Below are 24,450 nucleotides of genomic sequence, written 5' to 3'. Positions count from 1 at the left end.
AGGGCGAGTGGGTTCTGCCATGATCTTCGGCATGCAGATCATGCTGTGTTGTAGCTGTTGTTGTCGCTGACGCGCGCCGTCTGAGGCGCGCGAGGCCCTGTCCATTCCCAGGCCCGCCCGCCGACACCAGCCCACAGGATCTTCGCTGACATGAACCTTGCCTCTTTGGCCGACCTGCTCGCGTCCCGCGGTCTGCGCCTGCTGCCCGGCTCCCACACCGTCCCGGTCGAACTCCTGGTTCAGTTGCCGGACGCAACAATCGCGCGCTTCACTGCCCGCGGTACGACGCTGCGGCTGCGCCACTACTCCCCCGACGCCCTGACGTCGATCGTCATCGCCGCCGAATGCGGCTGCGGCGACCACCATCCGCAAACCGGCCCCAACCGCGTCACCCTGAGCGCCTTCGCCACACCGCTGTCCGAACACGTCCTGGATGGCGAGCTCCTGTTCGGCTGGACCACCCACGAAGCCGGCGCCCTCCGCCTCGCGGACGCCATCCCCCACTTCTTCACCCTGCTCCCCTTCCTAACCCCCGCCCGCACCCTCGCCGTCGTCGCCTGACCCGAGCACCTTCTCGGGTAGCGGGACCGACGGGGTCGACTTCGCGACGTAGGCCAGGCCGTCGTATTCGTGGGTCAGGACGGTGGGGGCGAACTGGAGTTTGTAGGTCCAGCGCTGGATGTAGGAGCCGAAGCTGCGGAACATCTGGGGTTCGGACAGCCAGGCTTTGACCGCTGCCGGTGCGTCGTCAGAGCCGCGGAGGTTGAGGAAGTGGTCGCCTGGGGTGGCTGCGGCGAGTTGGCCCTCGAGGGCGTTGAAGCCGCCTCGGTCGATGTTGTTGGCAACGACCGGACCATCCATCGGACCGGGCCAAGGGCCGGGGCGCAGGCGGCGGGCCCGGAAGGCGCCTTGCCCGAAGAGCAGGGCCAGCGCGTAGTACTCCGCTCCGAACCGCTCCCGCAAGTGCTGACCCATCGGCCGCAACTCCGCACTCTGCCGGCTGGCCGGGAGATGCCCGTTGTGCGCCCAGACCGCGATGCGCCGCGAGGGATCCTCATCAGCGACCTTCGCGACCGCTTCTGCCATGTACGCATCGCGTACGGCGAACAACGTCTCGGCGGGATCCTTGTGCTCCTTCGCCCGGCAGACCAGGTCCCCCGCCCGCTCCAGGATCCGCGCGTGCCGTAGTACCTCCTCGTCAGCTCCCTTGGCCGCGAGGAAGGCGATCAGGTGCTCGGCCTCCCGAACCACCAGCCGCGACGGATCAGGAGCCGACCCCGGCTGCGCGTCCGCCAGGAAACCGAACCCCTCCTCGAACGCCGCCAGCCGGTCAGGCACCGACTCGGCCAAGAACTCCCGTACTACGGAAACCGACGCCGCACAGCGTTGCGGATCAATCCCCACAAACCCGACCTGCTCGTCGGCCGGCTGGCCGGAGTTGTACGAGCGCATCCACTCGACCAGCGCGACAACCTCCTCGGTCCGCCAGGTCCAGAACCCGAGCCCGGCCACGACGCTCGCCGCGTCCCCCACCCCGTCGCGCACATACGCATCAACGGCCGGCGCAGCCGATTCGCTGGCCTCCATCGCGAGCACCGAATACCCCAGCTCGGTCACCAGATACTCGAACAACCGGTGCTTCAGCTGGAAGAACTCCCGCGTCCCATGCGTCGCCTCCCCCAGCCCGACCACCCGTACGCCGTCCAGCGCCTTCCCCACCGCGGCGAGATCCTCGCTCCCAGATCCCGCCACCAAACTCGTCAGCGGAGACGCGGTCGCGGACAGCCACTGCTGGATCTCGGCCAAGCTTTCGTTCGCCACCCGAAAAGCCTATCCAGCCGCTGCGGTCACTCACTCTTGAATAAGTAACACGCATGGTTTAACTTACACGCACCCTGCTCCTGGGCCCGCCACCTGGAGGTTTCCTGTCATGTCCTCACGACGCCTGCTAGCGGGACTCCTGCCCGCGCTCCTGCTGGGTGCCGCGCTCCCAGCCCACGCGGCATCGATGTACCCGAGCGGCGTCGGCGCCGATCTCGGCGCCAATCCCACCACGCTCGGCGTGGAGCCCACCGCCGGCGCGGATCCGGCCGGCCTGCGGACCGGTACCGAACAAGGCCGCACCTACTGGCGCACCAACCAGGCAGCCAACACGACCTACTTCACCTTCGACGTCGACAGCGACTATGTCAGCGAACTGAACACCGACGACGTCGTCGTCACCGTCACCTACCTCGACACCGGCAAGGGCACACTCCAGCTCCAGTACGACGCAGCCGCCGACCCAGCCGCCCGCGCCGACGACGTCCAACTCAAGAACACCGGCCAGTGGCAGACCGGCACCTTCGCGCTGAACGACATCGAGTTCGCCAACCGCCTCGGTGGCGGCGACCTGCGAATCCAGGGCAGCGAGGACATCACCGTCGCCGGCCTGCGCATCAGTACCGCGGGAGCCTCCGTCGAGCTCGGCGCCAACCCGACCCAGAACGGCATCTCGCCGCGAGCAGGCGACCGCCCGGAGAACCTCATCACCGGCGTACAGGACGGCCGGCCCTACTGGCAGACCGACCGGACCGCGCCGGCGCCCGGCACGAACTTCTTCTACCTGAACGTGTCCGACACCTACCTCTACGACAACCGCAACCTGGTGCTGGTCAGCATCGACTACTTCGACGAGGGCAACGGCCAGTTCGGGCTGCACTACGACTCCCCCGGCGAGACGATCCCGGAGAAGTTCAAGAACTCCGAAGTGATCACCTACGGCAACACCAAGACCTGGAAGACCCACACCTTCGCGCTGCCCGACGCGGTGATGACCAACCGCTCGAACGGCGCCGACTTCCGCATCCACAACGGCGACGGCGCGGTCGACCTCAAGGTCGCGGCGGTCCGGGTCGCGAAGGTAGCAACAACTCTCGACGTCACAGAGGGCTTACTAGACCTGATCGACGAGGCGGCGCGGGTTCAGAAGGCCGCCCGGGAGGGCTCACGTGACGGCCAGTTCCCGATCGGCAGCCGAGCGACCTTCCTGCAAGCCATCGACGACGCGCGCGCAGTCGCGGCCACGCCCGGCGTCACCGACGTCCAGGTGAAAGCCGCCCTCCAGACCCTGCAAACCAAACTCGACGCCTTCACAGCATCAGTAGTCGACACAAATTTCGCACCAGCCGGTACTGCGAGCGCCAGCGGTGGCACCGCCGCGTCGAACGTCAACGACCGAAACCACCAGACCGTCTGGACAAGTGGAGCGGGCGACTCCTGGCTCCAACTCGATCTCACGACGCCGCGCGCGGTCAACGACGTCCGCGTCGAGTGGGCGCAGACCTCCTCACCCGACTACACCGTGCAGGTCTCGAACGACGGCACCACCTTCACGACGGTAGGCCGGACCGGATCACCAGGCGCCAACCAGGTCAGCAAAACCCGCTTCGCAACCGTCGAGGCACGCTACGTCCGGGTGGTGATGACCGGTGCCGACAACTTCACGGTGAAAGAACTGCAACTTCGTGAGTCACCGGTCGTGACACCGAAACCCAAGCTGGTCGACACGATCAACCCGACCGAGGACGGCGTGATCGCCGACTTCGACGCCACCCGGTACGGCGCCGACCGCACTGGCCGCAAGGACTCGACCAAGGCCATCCAGCAAGCGATCCATGCCTGCCAGGACGCCGGCGGTGGAACCGTCTGGCTCCCGGCCGGCAAGTACCTGGTCAAGGACACCATCGAAGTACACGCCTTCTGCACCGTGCGCGGCGACCGGCACGACCCGGACCTGGACAGCAAGCGCGCCTACGGCACGGTCGTCGTCGCAGACCTTGCCTCAGGCAACGATGGACCGTCGCTGTTCCGGATCGGCGGCTCGGCCGGCGTGGCCGGCGTGACCACCTACTACCCGCGGCAGAGCGCGACCACCCCGATCCCGTACGGCTACACCTTCGAGATCCCCGGCGGCGCCTGGATCGGCAACGAGAACTACATGATGTCGACCGTCTCGGACGTCACCCTGCTCAACTCGTACCGCGGGATCGGGATCAGCACGATGCCCAGCGATCGCGGCAACGCGCCGAACTCCGGCCAAGTGCACGAGTCGACGACGATCCGGAACATCCGCGGAACCGCCCTGTTCGAGGGAGCCCGCGCCTACAATGGCGCGGACGTCGGCACCTGGGAGAACGTGACCTTCAGCAACGTGTACTGGGCCGCCGCGCCGTCGGCGTACCGGCCGCCTGCTCGCGCCGCGCTGGACGAGTGGACCCGAGCCAACGGGACCGGGCTGGTGCTAGGTGATCTCGAGTGGGACCAGTTCCACAAGATCACGCTCTCCGACTACAAGGTGGGCATCCGGATCGTCGCGGGTCAGCGCGCGCAGTTCACCGGCAGCTTCCTGCAGCCTGACATCCGGCGTACCGGAACCGCGCTGAAAGTGGACGTGATGGACGACCGGTGGGGACTCACGCTCGCGGGCGGGCGGCTGGAAGGCGAGCAGGCCATCCAGAACGACTCCCGCGGTTATGTGAAGGTCACCGGCACCGCACTCACCGGTTCTGTCGCCGGAATCGTCCACCGGATGTCAGGCACCGCGCCGAGCTACACCCAGCGAGCACTTCCCGGACCGGCCCGCAGAGCCCTGTACGTCGTCGATGCGCCGCATGGTGTCGGCTACCTGCCAGCGGGCGATGCGACCAGCGCAGTACAGAGGACGCTCGACAAAGCCGGCCGTGAGGGTGGCGGGATCGTCTATCTGCCGGCCGGGTGGTACCGGATCAACGCCCGGCTGAGCGTGCCCGCGAAGGTGGAGTTGCGGGGAGCTTCCGCAGTACCGAACCGGGACCAGGGCGGGCTCAGTGGCGGCACGGTCCTGCATGCCTTTGAGGGAAGGGCAACTGCCGCACCGGACACGGCGACCGCGCTCGTGACGCTCGCCGGCAAGAGCGCCGGCCTCCGCGGACTGCGGGTCTTCTACCCCGAACAGAACCCGGGCAAGGCCGAGGGGATCGTGCCCTACCCGTACGCCGTGCGCGGCATGGGCGCGGCGACGTACGTCGTCAACGCGGGCTTCCCGAACGCGTGGAACGGGATCGACTTCACCACCTACCGCAACGACGGGTTCGTCGTCCGCAAGGTGGCCGGTGCCTTCTTCGATCACGCGATCGCGGTCGGCCGGAGTACCGGTGGAAGGATCGAGGGCGTGCTGTCCAACGGCAACGCGGTCACCCGGATCGGGTACCAGCAACCGCACTGGATGAACGAGCGCGGCATCTTCGAGCTGGTGATCGACAAGTACATGCGCAAGACGGCGAAGATCGTCACCGTCGACGGCGCGACTGGGCTGACCTTGTTCAACGTCTTCGCCTACGGCTTCCGCGACGGGCTCGTCGTCAACGACGGTCAGGTGGACGCGTTCAACCTGGGCACCGACAACCTCGGCGAGGGCGGCTTCACCGTGAAGGTCGTCCGCGGTGACGTCGAGGCGACGAACCTGGCCCGCTACAACGGCGCGACCAGCACCGGACCGGTCACGCTGCACAACGTGATGGTGATCAACGTCGTGCAGCGGCGGGTGTCCGTCGTGGCCGTCGGCAACGGCACCGTGAGCATCGCCGGGAACGAGTCCGAGCCGGGCACGTACGAGGTCGGCGCGCAGGTGACCGTGACGGCCAGACCAGAATCGGATAGCGTTTTCCGGAGCTGGACCGTGGACGGCGTGGTGGTTTCGACCGACGCGTCGTACAGCTTTGCCGTCTCCGCGGACCAGGTGCTGACGGCGAACTTCGCCGCGCAGTAGACCGCCGACGAAAGGGCGAGATGTCCGACTCGACGAACCACCACCAGGTCGCCATCGTGGGCTGCGGCATCATCGGCCGCACCCACGCCGACACCATCGCGGCCCGCCCGGATGCCGCCGTCACCGCGTTGGTCGACGGCGACACCGCCGCCGCGGAAGCACTGGCCGCCAGGCTGACGGAAGCCGGGCAACCGGAGCCGAAGGTGTACGGCGATCTCGGTGCGGCCCTGTCGGGCTCGGACATCTCGCTCGTCGCGATCTGTACGCCGAGCGGCACGCACGCGGCGCTCGCCGAGCAGGCGCTGAACGAGAAGAAACACGTCGTCATCGAGAAGCCGCTCGACGTCGACCTCACCAGGGCCCGCCGCCTCGGTGCGGCGGCCACTCGGGCGGCCAGTCATGGAGTCGTGTCGTCGGTGATCAGCCAGCACCGGTTCGACCCGGGCAGCGCGCGGGTCTCGGAGGCGATCAAGGCCGGCCGCTTCGGCCAGCTGACCTCGGCCGTCGCCACCGTCGCCTGGTGGCGAAGCGACGAGTACTACGCGTCCGCCGGCTGGCGTGGCACGTGGGCTCAGGACGGCGGCGGCGCGCTCATGAACCAGGGCGTGCACACAGTCGATCTTCTGCTGTGGTTCATGGGCCGGCCGGTTCTCATCCAGGCGCAGGCGCTCCGGGCGGCACACCACGACATCGAGGTCGAAGACACCGTGGTGGCCACGCTGACCTTCGAGAACGGCTCGGTCGCGACGCTGCACGCGACAACCGCGGCCTTTCCCGGAGGCCGCACCCGCGTCTCGGTCCACGGCACCGAAGGCGGAGCCGAACTCGAGGACGACGCACTACGCCGCTTCAACACAGACGGCTCGGACGACGACCAGCCCGTCGAACCGGAGCGCCCCGGCGGCCACGTCGTGCAGTACGCGGACATCTTCGATGCCATCGGCAACGGCGTGCAGCCCGGCATCACAGTCCACGACGCCATCGACGCCCTGGCGACCGTCCGGGCCGTCTACATCGCCTCCACCCTGCAACGCCCGGTCAAGTTCCTCGACGTTCTCGAAGGCCGCTACGACGACGTCGACGTCAGCCGCGGAATCCGCCTCCCACCCAGCTGAGTCAGGGTGCAGGTTCGCCAGGATCGCGCGTGTTGAGAATCCGCTGGTACAGATGGCAGGTCTGCCAAACCCCCGCAATATGCAGGTAGTCAGGAGCGGTACCGATCTGGTTGAAGCCACACTTGCGCAGTACCCGCTGCGACGCCTCGTTGCTGACCAGCGTGCTCGCCTCGATGCGATGCAGCCGAAGCTCTCGATCCGCCAGCTCGGCCACAGCTTGTACTGCGGTCGTCGCCAAACCCTTGCCGAGCAGGTCCTTGTCGATCCAGTAGCCGAGGCTCGCACTCCGGAACGGGCCGGGGACGATGTCGGTCAGGGTGATCGCACCGACCACCCGGTCGCCCTCGAAGAGGAACCACGGCACGACCTCGCGGTTCTGGAAGCGGACCAGCTGCGCCTTCAGTCTGTCTTCCTGGCCGGCCGTGGTGAACCAGCGCTCGGAGCGGACGGGCTCCCACGGGGCGAGGTGTTCGCGGTTGCGGACCTGCGCTTCGGCGAAGGCGGCCGCGTCGGCCAGCGTCGCCACCCGCAGCTCGATGCCGGTGGTCAGGGTCTGATCGAGAGTCACTTCGGCAGCCTACGAGCCTGGCTCGAGCCGCCGACCCGTGGGGTGAACGCGTCGTGGAAGATCGTCGAGGCAGCACCCACCGCGGCCGCGTCGGCCTGCAACATCGACTCCTCCACCGCAACCGTCCGGGTACCTTTCGCGATCGGGTAGGAGTTCACCGCCCGGCTGATCTCGGACAGGAACACCCCGGCGATCTCCGGCGCGAACGCCGGCCCGCCGAGCACGATCAGATCGATGTCCAGCAGGTCGACCAGCCCGACCGCGCCCTGCGCGATCACCGAGGCCACCTGGGTGACCGCCTTCTGGGCCGCCTCGTCACCACTCGCGGCGGCTTTGCAAACCGCCTTGTAGCGCTTCGCTTCGTCGGTCGCGTCCGGGTCGTTCTCGACATAACCGAAACCGGCCGCGATCACCGGCAGGGACGCGGTCGGGTTGCACTCGGCCAGCATCCGCGGACCGCCCTGCTCGTCCCACTCGCCCATCTTCAGCGCGCACAGCTGGCCGAACTCGCCCGCGTTCGCGGTCAGGCCGCGATAGATCGAGCCGTTGAGGATCAGCCCGCTGCCGACCCCGGTGCCCAGGTAGAGATAGGCGAAGTCGCGGGCCCGCGCCGACCGGCCGATCCAGCGTTCGCCGATCGCCGCCGCGGTGCCGTCCTTCTCGACCAGCACCGGATGGTTCAGCTTGCCCTGCAACAGATGCCGGATCTCCAGCCCACGCCAGGCCGGTTGCAGCGGCAGGTCGAGCAACGTGCCGTCGGCATTGATCGGGCCTGGCACCGCGACGCCCACACCGAGCATCGATGCGGTGTCCACCTGGCTGATGCTCAGCGCCGCCGTCACGGTCGCGGCGGCCAGATCGACCAGCCGGACCGCATCCAGGTCGGCGGCCAGATCGACGGTCTCGCGCCGCACGATGGTGCCGTCGAGATCGACCACCGCGACGGTCAGCAGCTCGGGGTCGATGTGGATGCCGACCGCATGGGCCGCGTTCGACCGCAGCCGGACCGGAGTACGGGGTTTGCCGAGGCGTTCGGCGCGTTCTTGTTTCTCCTCGACCAGCAGGCCCTGCTGCAACAGGATGCGCAGGATCCGCGACACCGACTGCTGGGTCAGGCCGGTCCGGCGGGAGATCTCGGTCCGGCTGATGATGCCGGCCAGCCGGATCGTCTCGATGATCACCGCCTCGTTGAAGGAGCCCAGGTCGTACTGGTTCGCGCCGGACCTGGTCGGCTCGTCGAGCACCGCCGACTCACTCTCAGGCGTGACCATCGCCGACCTCCTCGTTTCTTACTTTCCCCGTTGATGAAAAGGCACCCCGGACTAGCCGAGATCGTACCCCGCAGCGCTGCACGCACCGGCGGATTCACGGCGCCTCCAACGCCCCGTCCAGCCGCCGTGCGCCGGCCGCCCACTCGTCGTGGCCGGACAGTTCCGCGGGATAACGCGCCGCGGCTTCCAGGTCGAGGTCGATCCCCCAGCCCGGCGTCTCGTTCGGCCTCAGCCAGCCGTCGAAAATGCGCAGTGTGCCCGGGAAGACCTCGTGCACCGCCTCGTCGTAGAGGTGACCCTCTTGGATGCCGAAGGCAACAGAACTGACGTCGAGCGCCACATTGGCCGCGGCCCCGATCGGGGAGGTGTCGCCCGGGCTGTGCCACGCGGTCCGTACTCCGCACAGCTCGGCAAGGTCAGCGATCTTGCGCGCGGGCGTCAGCCCGCCGATCCCGGAGATGTGCGACCGGATGAAGTCGACCCCACCGTCGCGAACCAGCCGGACCGCATCGCCCATCGACGTGGTCAGCTCCCCCACCGCCAGCGGCACCGGCGAAGCGGCCCGGACCTCGGGCAGCCGGTCCCAGTGCTCGGGCGGCAGCACGTCTTCGAGGAAGAACAGCCGATACGGCTCGAGCGATCGAGCCAGCAACACCGCTTCCTTCGGCGTCAGGCGCGAGTGCACATCGTGGAGCAGTTCGACGTTGTCCGGCAGCGATTCGCGGGCAGCGGCGAAGAGCTCAGGCGTAGTACGGAGGTAGTCGCGGGCACTCCACCCGTTCCGGTACGGCGCATCCGGGTACAGCGTCGCGAGTCGCGGTGCGCCGTAGCCGCCACCGCCTGGCGTCGATACCTGCAGCCGGACGTGACGCCACCCCCGCGCGACGAAGCCCTTCGCCTGCTCCAGCGTCTCCTCGATCGTGATGCCACCGGCGTGGATGTAGGTGTCGGCGGCGGCCCGGACCTTGCCCCCCAGCAGCTCGTGGACCGGCAGCCCGGCGCGCTTGCCGGCGATGTCCCACAGCGCCTGGTCGATGCCGGAGATCGCGTTGTTGGTGACCGGCCCGCCCCGCCAGTAGCCGGAGAAGCCGGCCAGCCGGACCAGATCCCCGATGTCTCCGGGGTACCGGCCGATCAGCAGCCGGGCGAGATGCTCGTCGACAAACGTTTGAACGGCCTTCCACCGTTGCGTGAAGGTAGCGCACCCGAGCCCGTACAGCCCCGGCTCGGTGGTGTCGATCTTCACCACCACCAGCGGGATGCCCTGCGGCGCGGTCACGATCGCCCGCACCGCACGGATCCGGAGGTCGTCGCGGACCGGCCAGGGCTGGGCGAAGGTGGCGGGTGTTTCTTGCGGCATCAGTTCTCCGGTCCGTCCGTCGGAAGGGAAAGGGTTGGCAACTCGAGTTCGTGCCGCGCCTGGAAGCCGAGCACGGTCCGGGCCGCGGTCAGGTCGATCGGTACCTCACGGCCGGCGAACCGCCGCAACCTCGGGACGCCGGGCGCGAACGCGTCGAGCAGCGCCTCGGTCTCGTACGGCGCACTCGTGGTGCCGGCGGCAACAAAGAAGGTATGTGCCCCCGACAACGATGCCGTCAGCCCCAACTCGATCGCGTAAGCCGCATCCCGCGTATCGAGGTAGGCCCAGGCTTCCCGTACTCCGCCCGCCGGGTCCTCCTTGAGCCAGTCGGACTGACGTTGCAGCGCCTCGGGCGAGTTAACGTGCGGGAAGCGGAACGCCACCACGTCGATGCCCCAGCGCCGCCAGGCCATCCGGCAGGTGTTCTCGTCGTTCTGTTTCGACAGCGAGTACCAGTCGGCCACATCGGCCGGGATCTTCTCGTCCAGCGGGTAGTAGGCCGGCCGGATGTCGTTCGGATTGAACGGCACCCCGAACGCGTTGATGCTGCTGGCAACCACTGCCCGTTTGATGCCGAGGGCACCGGCCTGGGCCAGCACGTTGAAGGTGGACACCACGTTGGTGGAGTAGACCTCGTACGGCGTACCGGCTCCGGGGTGGGGCAGGGCGGCCAGGTGGACGACAGCGTCGACCTCTTCGAGCGCCGTCGCGACATCCGCCTCCGACCGGGTGTCACCGACGACGATCCGGTCCGCCTTCAACCCGTCGTCCTCGACGTTCGTCAGCGCCGTCACCAGCGCCCCCAGCTCACTCAGGTGCCGCGTGACCACCGACCCGATCCGCCCAGCAGCACCCGTCACCAGCACCCGGCGATCCGCCAGACCCCACACTCTGTTTTGTTCTGTCACTACTCCTTGATACCCCCTGACATTCCGACGCCCCGCAGGAACTGCTTCTGGAACATCAAGAAGAGCACGACCGGGATGAGGACTGCCAGGAATAATGCGCTCATCTGCAAGGAGATCTCAGTGGTTTCGGCCACTCTGGGCAGCGCGACTGAGATCGGTTGCATGTTCGGGTCGGGCAGGACGAGCAGCGGCCACAGGTAGTCCTTCCAGGAGCCGATCACGGTGAGCAGCGCGACGACGCCGAGGATCGGCTTGGAGAGCGGCAGGATGAGTGCGGTGAACAGCCTCAGGTTGCTCGCGCCGTCGATCCGCGCCGCCTCGATCAGCTCGCGCGGGATCGCGTCGAAGTACCGCTTCATCACCAGGATGTTGAACGCGCCCGCGGCCTGCGGCAGCCAGACGGCCCAGAACGTGTTCTGCAGGTTCACCCCGAGCACCGGCATCTTGAGGATGGTCAGGTAGAGCGGCACGAGCGAGATCACGCCGGGCAGGAACAGCGTCGCCAGCACCGCGCCGGTGATGACCGGACCCCATTTCGGCCGGAGCACGCTCAGGACGAACGCGCCCGTCGTACAGACGAACAGCGTGGACAGCAGCGACCCGATCGCGATGATCGCCGTGTTGCCGAGGTACGAGCCGATCTGGACCCGGGTCCACGCGTCCGGCATGTTGTGCCACTGGATCCCGCTCGGCCACAACTGCATCGGTCCCTGCAGAATGTCCTGGCTCGTCGACAACCCGGACTTGAGTAGCCACAAAAGTGGACCGACTCCAGCGATCACCACACCGATGAACAGCAGGACCTGGATAGCGGGCAGTCCGTACTGGATCAGTGGCCGCCGCCGGTCGGCCGCCGAGATGATCCCGCGCTCGTCGGCGGTCATGGTGTGCTCCAGCGGCGGGTGAGGAAGTGGTAGACGATCGACAGCACGCACAGCACCAGCGCGAGCAGCACGCTGAGCGCGGTGGCGGCACCGAAGTCGCCGTTGATGAAGGCGTAGCGATAGATCAGCAGCAGGATCGTGGTGGTCGCGTTGTCCGGACCGCCGCCGGTGAACAGGAACGGTTCGGTGAACACCTGGAACGTCCCGATCAGCTGCAGCAGCATCATGATCAGGATGATTCCGCGGATCTGCGGCAGCGTGACGTGCCAGACCCGCCGCCAGATCCCCGCCCCGTCCAGCTCGGCCGCCTCGTACAACTCGGTCCGTACGCCGGTCAGCGCGGCCAGGTAGATGATCGAGGTGGCCCCGGCACCGGCCCAGGTCGCCTCGAGCACGATGGCCGGCATCGCCAGGTCCGGCGAGTTCAGCCAGGCGAACGGGCCGATCCCGAACCAGCCGAGGACCGCGTTGAAGACGCCGGACTCGCCGGGATCGTAGAAGAACTTCCACAACAGGATCGCCGCCACCGGCGGGACGACCGCCGGCAGGTAGGAGAACACGTTGTAGAGCCAGCCGGTCTTGCGCAGCTCGCTGATGAAGACCGCCAGGAACAAGGGCACCGGGAAACCGAAGATCAGCGCCAGCAGTGCGAAGTACAGGGTGTTGAGCGTTGCCTGCGGCAGTTGTGGGTCGGTCAGCACGTAGCTGAAGTTGGCGGTGCCGACCCACTCGGGCGTGGTGACCAGGTTGTTCTTCTGGAACGACAGCACCAGACCGCGCACTATCGGGCCCCAGGAGAAGTACAGGAAGATCAGTACCAGGGGCAGGGCGAAGAGGATGCTGCTCAGTCCGCCGGAGCGGTACCAGGTGACCGGACTCCGGCGGGACCGAGTGGCGAGTGATGCGGTGGCGACACGGGTCAGGACAGCCATCGGACTACCGGGCCAAGCGCGCGTCGATCTTCGAGGCGGCGTCGGTGAGTAACTTGTCGATGTCCGCGTCCTTCTTGGTCAGCACCTGCTGGACCACCGGGTCGAGCAGCGCGTAGACCTCCTGGCCCTTCTTCACCGGCTCGGGCAGGAGCTTGAGGGTCTTGGTCGACTCGACATAACCCTTGAACTGCTCGACCGGCACGTTGTTGTAGGGCTCACGCCACTTGTTGTACCGGTCGTAGGTCTCCTGGCTCAGCGGAGTGATCCCGGGCCGGCCGACGAAACCCTTGTCGGCGATGGTGTCCTTGGCGTTCTGCACCGCCAGCGCCTCGGTGGTGTACTTGTCGAACTCCTGCGACTTGATCCACTTGAGCGCGGCGACGATCTCGTTCTTGCTCGCCTTCGGGTTGATCATCTTGATCGACCCGCCGGTCAGCGTGCCGTGCGGCCCACCGTCCTGCGGCAGCGCGCCGTGCCCGTAGTCGGCGGGCTTCATCCCGAAGTTCTTCACACACATGTCGTAGGCGTCCGGCGCCTGCATGATCATGCCGATCTTGCCGGCGGCGAAGTCCTGCCGGGCCTCTTCCTGGTTGTAGAGGAAGTTGGTGCCCATCGTGTTGTCGGTCCAGCGCAGGTCCTTCAGCAACTGCAGCGCCTTCTTCGTCGGGGCGTCGTTGAAGGTGCTCTTCTTGCCGTCCGGGCTCTGCACGGTGCCGCCCATGCTGTAGGTCATCGTGGTCAGCATCCAGCCACCGGTGTTGTCCTTGGTGAGCTGCGCGTACCCGGCCTTACCGGTCTTCTCGGTGATCTGCTTCGCGTACTGACGGACCTCGTCCCAGTTCGCCGGCGGCTTGTCCGGGTCCAGACCGGCCTGCTTGAACAGTGCGCGGTTGTAGGCCAGCCCGACCGAGAAGGCCTCGAACGGTACGCCGTAGATCCGGCCCTTGTCGTCCTGGACCATCTTCAGCGTCTCGGGGTTGAGGTCCTTGGTCAGGTCGACCAGCTTGAGCTCGTCGGTGATGTCCGGCAACTGCTTGTTCGGGATCATGTTCAGCGGCTCGGTGAAGCTGATGCTCATCACGGTCGGCAGCGAGCCGCCGGCGACCTGCGCCTGGAAGGTCTGCGCGTCCCACTCGGTCTCGGTGGCCTTCACGGTGATGTTCGGGTGCGCCTCGGTGAACTTCTTGATGTTGCGCTCGAAGGCGGCGACATCGGCCGGCTTGTCCGGCTTGGGCTTGTTGCCGACCGTGATCGTCACCGGCGACTTCTCGTCGATCGCGCCGCCGCTACCGGTCGCCGCCGGGGTGCTGCCGTCCGCGCAGGCCGCCGCCGTCAGCAGCAGCGCCGCCGAAGTCAGGGTCGCGACGAACCGTGCCGTTCTCGTCATCGGAACTCCTCAGGTTTCCGGGGACACCCCGGCAACTGAGCGGTCCAGGGTGTGGTGTGGGCCACAGGAGCCCAATTCCTGAGTAAGTTAAACCATGCGTGTTACTTTATCAATGGCCGGCCAGAGCTTCAGCGCGGAGGTGAGGTGAGCGGCTAGCCGAAGTTGCGGACGCGGAACTGCATGACGCGATAGGGCCAGCCGGCGTCGGTGTGCCACTGGCTGACCGAGAGGTGCAGGTCCGACAGAGTGGAGCCCGGGATGATGTAACCGCCATACAGCTGGGCCACGTGGTTGTCGTTCTCGGCGCCCCAGGCGCCGCCGTAGATCAGGGTCTGCCGGTACGCCGTGTAGAGGTTCGAAGTCGGCGTGTCCATGATCATCCCGTCGATCCGGTAGTCACCCGCGTTGAACCAGGTGAGCACCCACTTGCCGCCGAGCGGCCGCAGACACATCTCGCCGAAGCTGCCGTTGAGGATCGGCGTGGCCGGGCTGCCCCAGGCCCAGACACCGTCGCGATAACCCCACGGCTGGTACGCCGCCGGGTTGGCGATCTGGTTGCTCCGGACCCGCTTGAGGATGATCGGCTTGTCCCGCTGGAAGCCCGTCGAGTAGACGTAGACGTAGCCGTCGTTGCCCTCACCCCAGGTGAGCAACTGGAACAGCCCGCCGTCGAGGTCGGCCGGGAACTTCGCACCGGTGTGATACCAGCTCGCGCCCGAGTTGTCCGAGCGCCAGATCTCTGTCCACACAACGGTTCCAAGCCCTTTGTTCGCCATCGCGTGCAGGTACATCGACCCGCCGATGGTGATCACGTCCGACGGCAGCACGGTCGAGAAGGTCGGGTTGTCATGCGGGTAGTCCCACAACTGCTGCGCGGCCGCTCCCCCGACGGCACCTGACCACTTCACGCCACTGTTCAGGTCGGTCGTCGTCGACCACAACGCCACCGGCGACCGCCACCAGCCACCGCCGACCCTCGGCTCCTCGAACGTGTCGCCGAACATGAACAGCATCCGCCCGTCGGGCGTCCGCACCGGAATCCCGAGGTCCGTCGCCTGCATCCGGAACCGGTCGGTCAGTCCCGGCCCGGTCAGATCGGCCACCTTGTTCGTCAGGACCGCCTGTACTCCGCTGCCGCCGGCCGTGGCGAGGCTCGGAGCGGCGAGCAGCGCGCCGGCACCTGCCGCCGCTGCTTTCAAGAACGTGGATCGCTTCACAGTCGGTTCGGGTGTCATCGGACTCTCCTCGGGCGGTGGGAAATCGATTTCTCGTTCACCATCGTGGAGTGACACACCGAAGTCAAGGACTTACTGTCCGGAGACGTTTCCAGGATGTTCGAACCGCTTGAACAACGGCCGCTCCTGGCTCAGGTCAGGAGCGGCCGGTGGCGATCGGACGGTTCGGGTCGGTGATCCATTCGGACCATGAGCCGACGTAGACCGGCGCCTCGATGCCGGCGATCTCGAGGGCCAGCGCCTCGTGGGCCGCGGTGACACCGGAGCCGCAATACGTGCCGACCGGGACCGATCCATCGGCACCCAGAGCGGCGAAGCGGGCGCGGAGGTCGGCAACGGACAGGAACCGACCGTCGGCGGTGACGTTGGCAGTGGTCGGGGCGTTCACCGCCCCGGGGATGTGACCGGCGACCTTGTCCATCGGCTCGACCTCGCCCGCGAAACGTTCCGGCGCACGAGCATCCAGCAGTACGCCGGTGGCGGCCAGTTCGGCAGCGCCTTCCGCATCCAGCATCGGGATCTGCCCCGTGGTGGCGACGAAACCGCCGTCGCCGTCCTCGGGGATCTCGGTGCCGACCTCTCCCCCAGCGGCTCGCCACGCCGCGAGACCGCCGTCGAGGACGCGGACGTCGCGCAGACCGAAGTACCGGAAGACCCACCAGGCGCGGGCGGCGGCCATCGAGTTGGCGGCGTCGTAGACCACCACCGGGGTGTCCGCCGAGACGCCGGCCCGGCGCAGCGCCGCCTCGACAATGGTTGCCTCAGGCAACGGGTGACGACCGCCGTCGCCGGGTGGACCGGCCAGCACGGTGTCCAGGTCGACGAAGTACGCGCCGGGCAGGTGGCCGGCCAGGTAGGCGTCGCGGCCGGGCGGGCCCATCAGGTTCCAGGTGACGTCGATCAGTACCGGCTTGGGGTCAGCCGCCAGCAACGACTCGGCAGAGATCAGCGGGTTCACAGCGCGCCTCCGAACGGCAGTACTTCGGGTGACAGGGTGGCACGAGCACGAGCCGCGGTCAGCCGGCGCCGGTGGTGGCGACGGCAGAGCACCTCGTAGGCGACGTCCGCGGCGTTGGTGACCATGTCGCCGACCACCAGCTGCTCGCCTTCGGTCACCATCTCACCACCGACGGTGCGAGCATTATGCGTGGCGCGCTCGCCGCACCAGCACAGCGCCTCGACCTGAAGCAGCTCCATCCGGTCGGCCAGCTCGACCAGCCGCGCCGAACCCGGGAACAACGTCGCCCGGAAGTCCGTCAGAATCCCGAAACAGAACACATCGATCTGCAGCTCATCAACCAGCCGGGCCAGCTGCTCCACCTGCTCCGGCTGATAGAACTGCGCCTCGTCGGCCACCACGTAATCGATCCGCCCACCCTGGGTCAGCTCGTCGACGACGTACTGCCAGAAGTCGAAGTCCGGTTTCACCTCGATCGCGTCGGCCTCCAGCCCCAGCCGCGACGACAGCGTCGACTCCCCCGCCCGGTCATTACTGGTGAAGATCCTCCCCAGCCGGCCACGGGCCGAGTGGTTGTGATCCATCTGCAGTGCCAACGTGGACTTGCCGCAGTCCATGGTCCCGGTGAAGTAAAGCAAGTCAGCCACAGGCCCCCATCCTGCCAAAGCAGCTACACCGTCAGCTACGCCGGGGTGCGTCGGCTTTTGTTCTGGACCTTCGGCGGGGTCTACTTGGATGTGCGCAAAGGTCTGATGGTGATTCTCACGCTGTGCGTGAGCCTGGTTGCTACGACTGTGCAGTCGGTGGCTGTCCCGACGCGGGTCGAGGCTGGGTTGCGGGCTTACTTCGTGATTACGGCTCCTAAGCAGACCGCTGCGGTGGCCGCGGCTGTTGCGGCTAATGCCGGGACGGTCTACGCGGCGTACGACGCGATCGGGGTGCTGGTGGTGCACTCCGCCAATGCGGGCTTCGCCGGTGCGATGCGGTCGGCGCCTGGTGTGCAGAAGGTGGGCGCGACCCGGACGTCGGATCTGCCGCCCGCGGTGGCGAACCCGGCGATTCCGGCAGCCTCGCCCGCGGTGCCGAGCAACTCGCCCGAGATCGCCCGGCGGGACATGACGATGATCGGCGCCGACAAGGCCTGGGAGGTGAACCCGGGGTCGAAGGCGATCACCGTCGGAGTACTGGACACCGGTGTCGACGATCAGCACCCGGATCTGGCCGCGAACTTCGACGCGAGCAAGTCGGCGTCGTGCGCCTACGGCAAGGCGGACACCCGGCCAGGAGCCTGGCGACCGGTCGCCGCGCACGGCACCCACGTCGCCGGCACAATCGCCGCGGCCAAGGACGACAAGGGCATGGTCGGCGTCGCACCCGGCGTGAAGGTCTCGTCGATCCGGGTCGCCGAGCCCGAGGGCAAGCAACTGTTCTTCGCCGAGAACACGGTCTGCGCGTTCGTCTTCGCCGCCGACAAGGGCATCTCGATCACCAACAACAGCTACTACGTCGACCCGTGGATGTTCCTCTGCCCGACCGACCCCGACCAGGACGCGATCCAGGAGGCCGTACGGCGTTCTGTCGCGTACGCCGACTCCAAGGGCGTGGTGAACGTCGCCGCGGCCGGCAACGAGAACTACGACCTGGCCGCGAAGGCCACCGACGTCACCAGCCCGAACGACTCCAAGCCCGGTGTCCGCTCGATCACCGACCAGTGCATCAGCCTGCCGACCGAACTGCCGAACATGATCGTCGTCGCGGCCCTCAGCCCGGACGGCAATCGAGCAGGCTTCTCCAACTACGGCGAGGGCAAGATCAGCATCTCCGCGCCTGGCGAAGCCGTCTACTCCACCGTTCCCGGGGGCGGCTACCAGTCGATGGACGGCACCTCGATGGCCGCGCCGCACGTCGCCGGGGTCGCCGCGCTGGTGCGCAGTACGAATCCCAAGCTGACGCCGGCGCAGGTTCGTGCCCAGCTCGCCACCCAGGCCGATGACATCGCGTGCCCGGCCAGCGCGGGTGCCCGGTGCAAGGGGACGGACGCGGTGAACTCGTTCTACGGCGAAGGCATGGTCGACGCCGCGAAGGCGGTCGGTGCGAACTCGAAGGCGCCGACGTCGGGCGTGGCGATCACCAAGCCGGCCGAGCAGCTCGGGTTCGGTGGTGCGCCGGCCATTCCGCTGTTGCTCAAGGGCACCAGCAGCAAGGGCGAGGTCAGCTACACCGCCACCGGGTTGCCGCCAGGCTTGAGCATCGACGCCCAGCGCGGCTGGATCACCGGCGTACTGACGCCTGGCTCGGGCCGGTACAAGGTGACCGTGACGGCTCGGGACGCCGAAGCGAAGACAGCGCAGGCGAGTTTCTACTGGAACGTCTGGAGCTTCTAGACCCCGGTGTCGATGAGGAGCGGGATCGCCATCTCGTCCTGGGTGAGCGAGCCGTGCAGGCCGATCAGGCCCGCCTCCTGCGGATAGCGACGGCTCGCGACCAGGGCGACCGGGCCGAGCGAGGCCACGATGACTTCGCCCAGTCGCGGTGCGACGCGTTCCTCGACCGCGCCGAACCAGCCCTGCCCGATCGCTTCCTCGCGGCTGAGCACCAGGGCCTTGTCGCCGACGCGCTCCCGGTACGTCGCCAGCACGTTGTCGGTCGCGCCGTCGACGCAGTACAGGTGCCGGAAGCGGGACTCGCCACCGATAAGCCGTACGCCGTCGGTCAGTGCAGGGTCGGCGTCGAGATCGAGCCGGTCCTCGGCGGCGACGTCGATCATGCCGTGGTCAGCGACGACGATCAGTACTGCGTCGCGCGGCAAAGCCGACCTGACCCGGGCGGCGAACGAGTCAGCGGCGGCGAGCTCCTTGCGCCACTGCCACGACTCACTCCCCTGCCCGTGACCGGTGTAGTCGAGCTGGGAGTCGTAGACGTAGACGAGTGACTTGTCGCCCTCGCGGCTCGCGAACCTGGTCGCGTCCAGGCGATCCTCGACCGTGTCGGCGCCGCGATGCTTGCTGCCGCGGAAAGCTGCCGCGGTCAGCCCAGAGCTGTCGAAGCGCGCCTTGCTGACGTTGCGGGTGGCAACTCCCGCCGCGGCGACCCGCTCGAACACGGTCCGGTGTGGTTGCCAACGGCGCGGATCGACCGGAGCGTCCCACTGCAAGGCGTTCAGCAGCGCGCCGGTCTCGGGCACGATCGACGTGTAGCCGACGATGCCGTGAGCACCCGGCGGCAGTCCGGTACCGAGGCTGGTCAGGCTTGCCGCCGTCGTCGACGGGACTCCAGCGGTCAGGCTCCGGCCGGTCAGCGACGACAGGTACGGCGCGGTCTCCGCGTTGCGCTGGAGCAGGTTCCAGCCGAGGCCGTCGAGCAGCAGTACGGCGTACCGGGGTGCCGGGGGCAGGTCGAGCAGGTTCTGCTCGCCGGGGACCCCGAGTGCACCGGCGACCGAGGGCAGCACGTCTGCGAGTGACCCACCGCCGTAGGCGGGCAGGATGGGCGCCTGACCGGACAACGGCTCTACCTGCTGGTCGTTGCGAACGACAGCGCCGAGGCGAAGTCAAGCACCTGCTGGATGCCGGCCGGGCCGTCCGCCGCCGCGGAGATCCGCAGCGAGATGTCGTCGGCGGCCACCGAGCCGGTGTAGCCGTGGTCGGCCTCGCAGTTCGGGTCGGCGCAGACGGCGGGCTCGAGGTCGATCCGGTTCACCATGCCCCAGCCGATGGTCAGCACCACCTCGCCGCCGGCCGCGGCCGGATCGGCGCTGCCGCCGGACGCCTTGGAGGCGTAGCCGGCCGGGTTCGGCACGACGCGGTTCACCACCACCGCGTTCACCCGGTTCAGCGGGATCGCCTCGGTCGAGGTGGACGCGTACGGCGCGCGGATCAGGTCGTCGGCGGCGTGCTCGTCGGTGTGCCCGACGATCAGCCGGCTCGGGGTGAGCGCCAGGATGGTGATGTGGCGCCGCACCTCGTCCCGGTCGAAGGTCGGCTCGTGCTGCAGCACGAAAGCCCGGATCGGTTCGCCGGCGATGGCCACGGCGAGGGAGTCCGAGACGACATCTGGGTAGTAGCCGCACCGGTCGATCGCGTCGCGAAGTTCGGACGAGGCGTCCGCCAGCTCCGGGACCGGCGCATTCAGGTCACGCATGACCTCATCCTTGCATGCGCCGGGCCCGGAACCCGATCCGTGCCTGTGGACAACCGGTCAGCCCACGCTCGCTTTGCGCAGTACCGGCGCTCCGGCGGCGCCTGCGACGCCGACCAAGACCAGGCCGACGACGACCTGCCCGACCAGGAGGACAACACCCGAACTGCCCTCGGTGAGCACCTGGCCACCGCTCAGCGCCAACCCGCACAGCGCACCGAAGCCGACCACCGGAAGTCCGACTCCGACCACCGGTACGACGGCCGCCAGTCGGGCGGATCGCTCGATCACCTTCAGCGGTACGCCGGAACGTCGCAGCGCCTTCGCCGGGCCGGCCTGGTCGAGAGCCGTCCCCACCGCGCCGGCCGCCGTCGACGCGGCACCCGTGACGAAGACGAGTCCGAGCAGCAGGGCCACGCCGAGACGCAGGTCCTTGTACATGGCCGCGTCCTGCTCGTCCTTCTCGGCGGCGGTCAACGGGACCTTGCCCGGCACAACGTCGTACAGGACCGTGCGGACCTTCTCGCGGTCAGTGGTCGAGACGGAGATGTTCACGATCTGGTCGGAGGTCGTCACCTTGCTCTTCAGACCGGCCTGGGCGAGCCGCTTCTTCGCGGCCTCGGCGACGACGACCGCCTGACCCTGCTTGGTGTAGAGCTCGAAGGCGGCATCGGTGCCGTCCTGGGTCGCGCCGTAGGGCATGAACAGGGCGAGGAAGCCGGTCACGAACCCGCTCAGGACCAGCGCGGCGACCGGGCGGAATGCACCCTTCGGGTCATCGGCGAGCCTCCGACCGGCCAGCAGGGCGATCGGGCCCTTCGCAGTACGGGCCATCACCTTCCCGATCACCTGTACGGCGAACGGGCCGACCACGCGGACCGCGAGCGCGGCCATGCCGATTCCGATCAGCAGCGGGATGACCGCGCCGCCCATCCCGAGAATCGCGAGCATGACCGGGCCGATCACCAGCAGGCCGAGACGTAGCGCGCTGGTCGCCTTCCGGGTCTGGCCGCGGACGACACCGAGCGGCGTGATGCTGACCCGGCCGAGCCCGATCAGTGCGCTCAGCACCGACAGCACCGGTACTGCGCCCAGGACGATCGCCGCGACCCACCAACTCGGGGTGAGGTCGGAGACGTACCAGCGGCCGCCGCCGAGCGGGATGCGGGCGATGAGCGGGGTGAGCACGATGTAGCCGATCAATCCGGCGATCGCGCCGAGGAACCCGAGCACTGCTTGCTCGACGGCACTCAGCCAGAGCACTTGGCTCCGCGTCGCGCCGGCGAGCCTCAGCGCGGCCAGCCGATGCTCACGACGCTTGGCCGCGACACCCGCGGCCTGACCGACCAGGCTCAGCAACGGGAAGAGCACCAGGGTGATGCCGAAAGCAACAAAGACGAGCAGGATCGCCATTCGCTCGTCCAGGGCGGTGCCGCGCCAGGAGTCCAGGTACTTCGGATCGTCGGCCGGGCCGACCCCCGGTGAGTTCTTCTCGACGCCGTGGACGATGACCCATTCGTCGGCCGAGGACAGTCCTGCCGCACTGATCACGCCGGTGGGCTGGTCGAGGCCGAAGCGCTTGGCGAGGTCCCCGGACCAGTGCTTGGCGACCTCGGGCGAGACGAACACCTCGCCCGGTTGAGGAGTCTTGGGGAAGCCCGGCGGAGGCGGCAGCTCGGCGTTCTTCTCCGGATTGTTGATCGCGAGGTCGTAGCGGTAGAACGGAACGCCACCGACCATGTCGTCGATCTGGTTGACGGCGCCGACCGCCGTCTTGACGTCACCGTCGTTGGTGCCGCGCCAGCCGATCCGGTCGGAGCGATGGGTCAGGCCGAGCGACCCGGCGATCAGGAAGGTCACCAGCAGGGCGACGATCGCGGTGGCGCCGAGGGCCGCCAGGTTGGCCGCGCGTCCGCCCGGTCCGGGCCGGCGAACGAAGCGCAGGCCGAGGTCGGTCATCGGATTCATCGCTCGCTCACCCGGCCGTCGACGATCCGTACGACGCGGTGGCAGCGGGCGGCGACCGCGTCGTCATGGGTGACGACCACGACGGCCGCGCCGCGATGAGTGGCTGCTCCGACCAGCAGGTCAATGACGTGGGCACCGGTGGCGGCGTCGAGCGCACCGGTCGGTTCGTCGGCGAAGACGGCCTGCGGCTCGCCGACCAGGGCTCGGGCGATCGCGACGCGTTGTGCCTGGCCGCCGGAGAGCTCGCCGGGGCGACGGCCGACCTCGTTGGCCAGCCCGACCTGGGCGAGCATGGCGCGAGCGCGACCGATGGCATCGCGACGGGAGACGCCGTCGACCATCAGCGGGAGCGCCACGTTCTCGTCGGCCGGCAGCTCGGCGAGCAGCTGGTTGTCCTGGAAGACGAAGCCCAGCCGGCGCCGGCGCAGTACGGTGCGGGCGGCGTCGTTCAGTTGGTCGACCCGCTCGCCGCCTAGCCACACCTCACCCTGGTCGGGGCTGAGGATGCCGGCCAGGACGTGCAGCAGCGTGGTCTTGCCGTTGCCGGACGGGCCCATGACCGCCAGCGCCTCCCCCGCGCGGACGGACACGTCGACACCGGCGAGGCCGACGACCTCGCCGTAGTACTTGACGAGGCCGCGACCGGCCAGCACAGCCGGCTGCTGGGGATTGGCTTGGAGGGAGTTGCCTTGCTGGGTCGGCACTGGCTGGGGCGGGACTGGCTGGTACTGGGTTTGGGGACCTGAGTGGCTCATACCCGGTAGCTTTCCGGGATCACGTGGCTGGATCGTCGGCCCGGGGACCGGTCTGTGGCGCGTCTTTCGACAGCCTGGGACGGACCGGCGTACTACTCCGGTCGTACGTCGGAAGCGACCGTCGACGGGTAGGCATCGCGGTAGCTGAGCATCTTGCCGGCGGGCGTCTCGACAGTCTCGGCCGCGAGGACCGCGCGGACAACGGCGCGGGAGAGCGTGCGAGCCCCGGCCGCGAAGATCGTCTCCAACTGCAGGAGGGCAGCCGGATCGGTGACGCTCAGGCGAGCTGCCTGGCCGGTCGAGAGCGCGAAGATGCTGTCACCGTCGACCAGGGTGTGGATCGGGTCGATCGCGCGGGCCAGCCCGTCGTGGGCCACCATCGCCATCCGTTTGGTGGTGGCCTTGTCCAGCGACGCGTCGGTGGCGACGACCGCGATGACCGTGTTCATGCCGGGGATGCGGCCAGGCAGGTCAGGCGCTGGTTCGGTCGGGGTGCGGAGACCGGCGAACTCGTCGCCCAGCCCGTATCGCGCGCCGTACAGCCGGCCCTGGGCGTCGACGGCCGAGCCGGCTGCGTTCACGATCACCAGCGCGCCGACCGTCGTACCGTCCGCGAGCCGGACGCTCGCCGAGCCGACCCCGCCCTTGAGCCCACCCACCCGCGCGCCCGCGCCCGCACCATAGTTGCCCTCGGCAACTGGTCCGTCCGTGGCGGCCGCGAACGCCTGCCGGCCCCAGTCGCGATCCGGCCGGGCCTGGAAGCCGCCGCCGCGACCGAGGTCGAAGATCACCGCGGTGGGGACGATCGGTACGACGTCATGGTCGCCGGGGCCGACCCGGATGCCCTGGCCGAGCTTCTCGAGGGCGGCCATCACACCGGAGGCCGCATCGAGACCGAACGCGCTGCCGCCGGTGAGCACGATCGCGTTCGCGCCGGGATTGGAGTTGACCGGGTCGAGCAGATCGGTCTCACGAGTTCCCGGAGCACCACCCCGTACGTCGACACCGGCCACGGCACTCGCGGGCACGTGCACAACCGTCGTACCGGTGAGGTACGGCGCGTCGGTCCGCTCGTACTGGCCGACCAGGATCCCTGGGACGTCGGTGATCGCGTTGTTCGGCCCCGGTTGCTCTGCAGTCATGGAGAAGTGTTTAGCAAAGAAATCCAGTTGCCGCCGACATTA

Annotated in this window: 20 protein-coding genes; 4 read left to right on the top strand and 16 right to left on the bottom strand. The window is 68.2% G+C overall.

What is annotated here, in order from left to right; translation table 11 throughout:
- Positions 1-150: 150 nt before the first annotated feature.
- Positions 151-561 (top strand): hypothetical protein, encoded by a 411-nt coding sequence (locus ACQPYM_RS20810; RefSeq protein ID WP_433002078.1) that lies wholly within the window; start codon positions 151-153, stop codon positions 559-561.
- Here the strand turns inward: ACQPYM_RS20810 and ACQPYM_RS20805 are convergent.
- Positions 526-1,821: an erythromycin esterase family protein gene (locus tag ACQPYM_RS20805; RefSeq protein WP_433002075.1), complete on the bottom strand. Its 1,296-nt coding sequence runs from the start codon at positions 1,819-1,821 to the stop codon at positions 526-528. The genes ACQPYM_RS20810 and ACQPYM_RS20805 overlap by 36 nt on opposite strands.
- A gap of 109 nt (positions 1,822-1,930) precedes the next feature.
- Here ACQPYM_RS20805 and ACQPYM_RS20800 point away from each other — a divergent pair, with 109 nt between their 5' ends.
- Together ACQPYM_RS20800 and ACQPYM_RS20795 are read left to right on the top strand one after the other, a co-directional pair.
- Positions 1,931-5,788 carry a glycosyl hydrolase family 28-related protein gene (locus tag ACQPYM_RS20800; protein ID WP_433023150.1) on the top strand — a complete coding sequence of 1,286 codons (3,858 nt, stop codon included), beginning with the start codon at positions 1,931-1,933 and terminating at the stop codon, positions 5,786-5,788.
- Positions 5,789-5,808: 20 nt separating this feature from the next.
- Positions 5,809-6,903, top strand: a complete 1,095-nt coding sequence (locus ACQPYM_RS20795) for a Gfo/Idh/MocA family protein (RefSeq protein WP_433023148.1) — start codon at positions 5,809-5,811, stop codon at positions 6,901-6,903.
- A 1-nt stretch (position 6,904) separates the two neighbouring features.
- On the opposite strand, the gene ACQPYM_RS20790 is transcribed toward ACQPYM_RS20795, so the two are convergent.
- From ACQPYM_RS20790 to ACQPYM_RS20745, 10 genes are all read right to left on the bottom strand, one after another.
- Positions 6,905-7,471 carry a GNAT family N-acetyltransferase gene (locus ACQPYM_RS20790; protein WP_433023146.1) on the bottom strand — a complete coding sequence of 189 codons (567 nt, stop codon included), beginning with the start codon at positions 7,469-7,471 and terminating at the stop codon, positions 6,905-6,907.
- Positions 7,468-8,742: an ROK family transcriptional regulator gene (locus tag ACQPYM_RS20785; RefSeq protein ID WP_433023144.1), complete on the bottom strand. Its 1,275-nt coding sequence runs from the start codon at positions 8,740-8,742 to the stop codon at positions 7,468-7,470. Before ACQPYM_RS20785 ends, ACQPYM_RS20790 begins: the two co-directional genes overlap by 4 nt.
- Positions 8,743-8,836: 94 nt before the next feature.
- Positions 8,837-10,102: an enolase C-terminal domain-like protein gene (locus ACQPYM_RS20780; protein WP_433023142.1), complete on the bottom strand. Its 1,266-nt coding sequence runs from the start codon at positions 10,100-10,102 to the stop codon at positions 8,837-8,839.
- Positions 10,102-11,010, bottom strand: a complete 909-nt coding sequence (locus tag ACQPYM_RS20775; RefSeq protein ID WP_433023140.1) for an NAD-dependent epimerase/dehydratase family protein — start codon at positions 11,008-11,010, stop codon at positions 10,102-10,104. Before ACQPYM_RS20775 ends, ACQPYM_RS20780 begins: the two co-directional genes overlap by 1 nt.
- The gene (locus ACQPYM_RS20770) at positions 11,010-11,894 is read right to left on the bottom strand and encodes a carbohydrate ABC transporter permease (protein ID WP_433023138.1); all 885 of its coding nucleotides are present in this window, start codon (positions 11,892-11,894) and stop codon (positions 11,010-11,012) included. The genes ACQPYM_RS20775 and ACQPYM_RS20770 overlap by 1 nt, the downstream gene beginning before the upstream one ends.
- Positions 11,891-12,826, bottom strand: a complete 936-nt coding sequence (locus ACQPYM_RS20765; protein ID WP_433023136.1) for a carbohydrate ABC transporter permease — start codon at positions 12,824-12,826, stop codon at positions 11,891-11,893. The genes ACQPYM_RS20770 and ACQPYM_RS20765 overlap by 4 nt, the downstream gene beginning before the upstream one ends.
- A 4-nt stretch (positions 12,827-12,830) precedes the next feature.
- Positions 12,831-14,213 (bottom strand): ABC transporter substrate-binding protein, encoded by a 1,383-nt coding sequence (locus tag ACQPYM_RS20760; RefSeq protein WP_433023134.1) that lies wholly within the window; start codon positions 14,211-14,213, stop codon positions 12,831-12,833.
- Positions 14,214-14,365: 152 nt separating this feature from the next.
- Positions 14,366-15,448, bottom strand: a complete 1,083-nt coding sequence (locus tag ACQPYM_RS20755; RefSeq protein ID WP_433023132.1) for a DUF4185 domain-containing protein — start codon at positions 15,446-15,448, stop codon at positions 14,366-14,368.
- Positions 15,449-15,584: 136 nt separating this feature from the next.
- Positions 15,585-16,406 (bottom strand): sulfurtransferase, encoded by an 822-nt coding sequence (locus ACQPYM_RS20750; RefSeq protein ID WP_433023130.1) that lies wholly within the window; start codon positions 16,404-16,406, stop codon positions 15,585-15,587.
- Positions 16,403-17,053, bottom strand: a complete 651-nt coding sequence (locus ACQPYM_RS20745) for a thymidine kinase (RefSeq protein WP_360274138.1) — start codon at positions 17,051-17,053, stop codon at positions 16,403-16,405. The genes ACQPYM_RS20750 and ACQPYM_RS20745 overlap by 4 nt, the downstream gene beginning before the upstream one ends.
- A 45-nt stretch (positions 17,054-17,098) precedes the next feature.
- Here ACQPYM_RS20745 and ACQPYM_RS20740 point away from each other — a divergent pair, with 45 nt between their 5' ends.
- The gene (locus ACQPYM_RS20740; RefSeq protein WP_433023128.1) at positions 17,099-18,790 is read left to right on the top strand and encodes a S8 family peptidase; all 1,692 of its coding nucleotides are present in this window, start codon (positions 17,099-17,101) and stop codon (positions 18,788-18,790) included.
- Here the strand turns inward: ACQPYM_RS20740 and ACQPYM_RS20735 are convergent.
- The 5 genes from ACQPYM_RS20735 to ACQPYM_RS20715 all read right to left on the bottom strand — a co-directional run bounded on the left by ACQPYM_RS20735 (position 18,787) and on the right by ACQPYM_RS20715 (position 24,408).
- On the bottom strand, positions 18,787-19,911 hold the full coding sequence (locus ACQPYM_RS20735) for an alkaline phosphatase family protein (protein ID WP_433023126.1): 1,125 nt from the start codon (positions 19,909-19,911) through the stop codon (positions 18,787-18,789). The genes ACQPYM_RS20740 and ACQPYM_RS20735 overlap by 4 nt on opposite strands.
- A 5-nt stretch (positions 19,912-19,916) precedes the next feature.
- Positions 19,917-20,546, bottom strand: a complete 630-nt coding sequence (locus tag ACQPYM_RS20730) for a DUF5998 family protein (protein WP_433023124.1) — start codon at positions 20,544-20,546, stop codon at positions 19,917-19,919.
- A 57-nt stretch (positions 20,547-20,603) separates the two neighbouring features.
- Positions 20,604-22,511 carry an FtsX-like permease family protein gene (locus ACQPYM_RS20725; protein ID WP_433023122.1) on the bottom strand — a complete coding sequence of 636 codons (1,908 nt, stop codon included), beginning with the start codon at positions 22,509-22,511 and terminating at the stop codon, positions 20,604-20,606.
- The gene (locus tag ACQPYM_RS20720; RefSeq protein WP_433023120.1) at positions 22,508-23,266 is read right to left on the bottom strand and encodes an ABC transporter ATP-binding protein; all 759 of its coding nucleotides are present in this window, start codon (positions 23,264-23,266) and stop codon (positions 22,508-22,510) included. Before ACQPYM_RS20720 ends, ACQPYM_RS20725 begins: the two co-directional genes overlap by 4 nt.
- Positions 23,267-23,358: 92 nt before the next feature.
- Positions 23,359-24,408, bottom strand: a complete 1,050-nt coding sequence (locus tag ACQPYM_RS20715) for a P1 family peptidase (protein WP_433023118.1) — start codon at positions 24,406-24,408, stop codon at positions 23,359-23,361.
- Positions 24,409-24,450: the final 42 nt, after the last annotated feature.

The organism is Kribbella sp. CA-294648, from assembly GCF_050943845.1.
Classification (GTDB): domain Bacteria; phylum Actinomycetota; class Actinomycetes; order Propionibacteriales; family Kribbellaceae; genus Kribbella.
This window is presented reverse-complemented; position numbering and strand designations above follow the sequence as displayed.